The organism is Syntrophomonas sp. UBA1041 (genome assembly GCF_002316705.1).
In the GTDB taxonomy this organism is placed as follows: domain Bacteria; phylum Bacillota; class Syntrophomonadia; order Syntrophomonadales; family Syntrophomonadaceae; genus DTU019.
In genome coordinates this window covers 1-3,392 of record NZ_DCEA01000115.1, presented here as the reverse complement: position 1 = coordinate 3,392, position 3,392 = coordinate 1, and the positions used below count along the sequence as shown (strand labels likewise).

1 protein-coding gene is annotated in these 3,392 nt (G+C 55.4%); it reads left to right on the top strand.

The genetic code is table 11. The annotated features are described in order from the left end of the window. Positions 1-59 precede the first annotated feature (59 nt). Positions 60-3,302: an S-layer homology domain-containing protein gene (locus B2633_RS16695; protein WP_483171807.1), complete on the top strand. Its 3,243-nt coding sequence runs from the start codon at positions 60-62 to the stop codon at positions 3,300-3,302. Positions 3,303-3,392: the final 90 nt, after the last annotated feature.

Sequence of the window (3,392 nt, the reverse complement as noted above, 5' to 3'; positions counted from 1 at the left end):
ACACCGCGGTGCTGCCTATTACCACGGGACATATCAGCGGCTTCAGCAGCTCCGAACCGGTGGGCAGTCAGGCGCTGACCATCAGCTTTGGAGGCAAGGCAACCGGTTATACCGTGACGATAACCCCGCCGGTCTGGGAGGGCAACGGCAGCGAGGGCAGTCCTTATAAGGTAACATCGCCCGCCCACTTAAACGAAATCCGTACAAAAGGCTTGGGCGCTTATTATATCCAGACGGCGAACATTGACCTGACAGGCATCAACTGGACGCCCATCGGGGTTAATGCTCCATCTACGGCCCGTTTCAACGGCAGCTACAACGGCAATGGACATACGATTTCCAATCTGACTATTGAGACAGATACAGATACGGTGAATACTGTGGGATTATTCGGCGTGGTGGGAGACGACGGCAGGCTGAATAATATAGCGCTGGAAAACGCCAGCATTCACGCAACGCACACATCGGGAGTAAGCACGAATGTAGGAAGTCTGGTAGGCTACAATCGCGGCACCATCAGCAATTGCAAAGTCGAGGCCGAAGTGATAGGCGGAAGGTATGCGTCAGTGGGCGGCCTTGCCGGATCGAATCAGGGTTCTATCAGCCAAAGCTGTAGTGCCGCCACGGTGGGAGGCAAGGCGTCCACCCATTTAGGAGGGTTGGTTGGGTATAATTCAGGAATCACTAAAACAGGAACGATCGATCAGTGCAGCAGCAGTGGCAGCGTCAGCGTTGAAGACCCGCCTGACGTTGGGCCGCGAATGGGAGGTCTGGTTGGAACCATTTCAAGCAACGCGGCGATTGCCAACAGCTTCAGCACTGCCGACGTCAATTTACAAAGCACATCTGTTCCTGTCTCGATGGGCGGCCTTGTTGGAGAATGCTACAGCGCCAAGCCTACAATAACCGGTTGTTACAGTACCGGCGAGGTCGTCAATTTGACGACACACATCCAATCATATACCGGAGGGCTTATAGGATATTTCTATGAGGGACCGGTCGTAGAAAACTGCTACAGCACCGGAGATGTCATCGGTCTGCGAAGGGCCGGCGGGATAGCCGGCGCACTGCATGGGAGTACGCTGAAAAACTGTTACAGTACCGGTACGGTCAGCGGAGGGCATGGAGTAGGCGGTATAGCGGGAGTCAATGCATTAGGGCTGATCGAAAATTGCTATACCACAAGCCTGGTTACTGGAAGCGGGGAGGATGTCGGAGGTATTGTAGGATTAACAAACAGTATTGTGAGGAATACTGCTGCGCTCAATTCGTCTGTAAATGAGGGCAGTAATACAGGGCGCATCGTAGGGCGTGTCGACGCAGGCGCAGCCATATCCGGCAATATGGCATGGGCGTTTATGCCCATAAACGGTGTAGTTTCCATAGCCGTCGGAGCCGATGATGACAACAACGGCGTTTCCCTCCGTTATGCGCAAATGTGCCAGGAGGACACATGGACGCCGTTCATTGAAGCGCAGGATGGTAGCGGCAATGCTATTTGGGACTTCGCGGAAGGAAGCCTGCCTGTGCTTTCGGGCGTGGGCGGAGAGCAAAGCGGAAGCTTTCCTCAATATCTCGTTGGTTATGAGCTGGTAAGCATCAGCCCTGCGGGTGGTATAACTGTTCCTTACGGTACAACATTATCCCAGGCCCTTGCCGCTTTACCGGGGAATACGACGGTTGTGGACGTCAACAGCCAAACGCATGCCGCGGCTCTCAATTGGATGATCACAGACTATGCCGGCGATACGCCGGGAAGCTATACCGCTACCGGAACGTTTGAACTGCCGGCAGGCGTGGAGCAGACGATTCCCGCCACAGAGTTGAAGGTAACGACGACCGTGACCGTACAGGCAGCTATCTATTCCCTGACCATCACGGCAGATACGGGCGGCAGCATCACCGTCGGCGCCAGCGGCAACTATGGGGCCGGTACGGTCATCGACATTTCCGCTTCGCCCGCCTCCGGCTACCGGTTCGATAAATGGACTACAAGCAACGGCGGCACCTTCGGCAACGCCAATTCCGCCAGTACCACCTTTACGGCGCCCGCAAACGCAACCATCGTTACGGCCACCTTTACAACCGTTGGCGGTGGTTCCTCCGGCGGCGGCACTCCCTCAACACCGGCAGCGCCGGAATATAAAGCGGACGTGAAAGCGGAAAACGGCGCTGAAGCAACGCTGACCATCACGGTTGACAAGGATGCCAAAACCGCGTCTGTAGACGCCGGCTCCCAGAGCCTTGCCCAGGGCGGGACAGTTATCACCTTGCCCACAGTTCCCGACGTCAGCATTTATTCGGTCAGCATACCGGTGCCGAGCCTGTCAAGGGCTGACGCTCGGGGAACGCTGACCATCAATACGGATAACGGCAGCGTTACCCTCTTGTCCAATATGCTGACAGGCGTAGCGGGTATAAGCGGAGGCAAGGCGGAAATCTCCGTCGGTCAGGGAAATAAAGACGACCTGCCCGATGACGTGAAAACCGCCATCGGCGACAGACCGCTGATACAGCTAACGCTGTCTATTGACGGCAGGCAGACTGACTGGAGCAATCCCAATGCGCCGGTAACGGTGAGCATACCCTATACCCCGACAGCGGCGGAGCTTGCCAATCCCGAAAGCATCGTCGTATGGTACATTGACGGCAGCGGCAATGTCGTATCGGTACCCAACGGACGCTACGACCCGGCTACCAAAACGGTGACCTTTTTCGCCACGCACTTCAGCGACTACGCCGTGGCGTATGTGCATAAGACCTTCAATGATGTAGCGGCGGGCGCATGGTACAACAAAGCGGTGAGTTTCATAGCAGCAAGAGAGATTACATCAGGCACGGGTAACGGAAATTACAGCCCTGACGCCAAGCTCACGCGCGGCGAGTTCATTGTCCTGATGATGAGATCCTACGGAATGGCTCCTGACAAAAACGCAACCGACAACTTTGCGGATGCCGGTAACACCTATTATAGCGGCTATCTCGCGGCGGCGAAGCGGCTCGGGATTACAACAGGTGTAGGTAACAATATGTACGCACCGGGCAAGGAGATCACCCGTCAGGAAATGTTCACCCTGCTGTATAACGCGCTGAAGTCCATCGAGCAACTACCCGGAGGCGATTCCGGCAAGACCGTCCTCGACTTCTCCGACGCTACGCAGATTAGCTCGTGGGCGCAGGAAGCGATGGCAGCCTTTGTCGTAACGGGTACTGTCGGCGGCTCTAATGGTAAGCTCAACCCGACCGGCACAACCACCCGCGCGGAGATGGCGCAGGTGCTGTATAACCTGCTGGGGAAGTAATTAAGAATAAGGCAAATATTTTGAAAAATAAACAAGGCACTTCGCTTGAAGTGCCTTGTTTATTGCATTTCCGTATCGGTTTGGGGTATG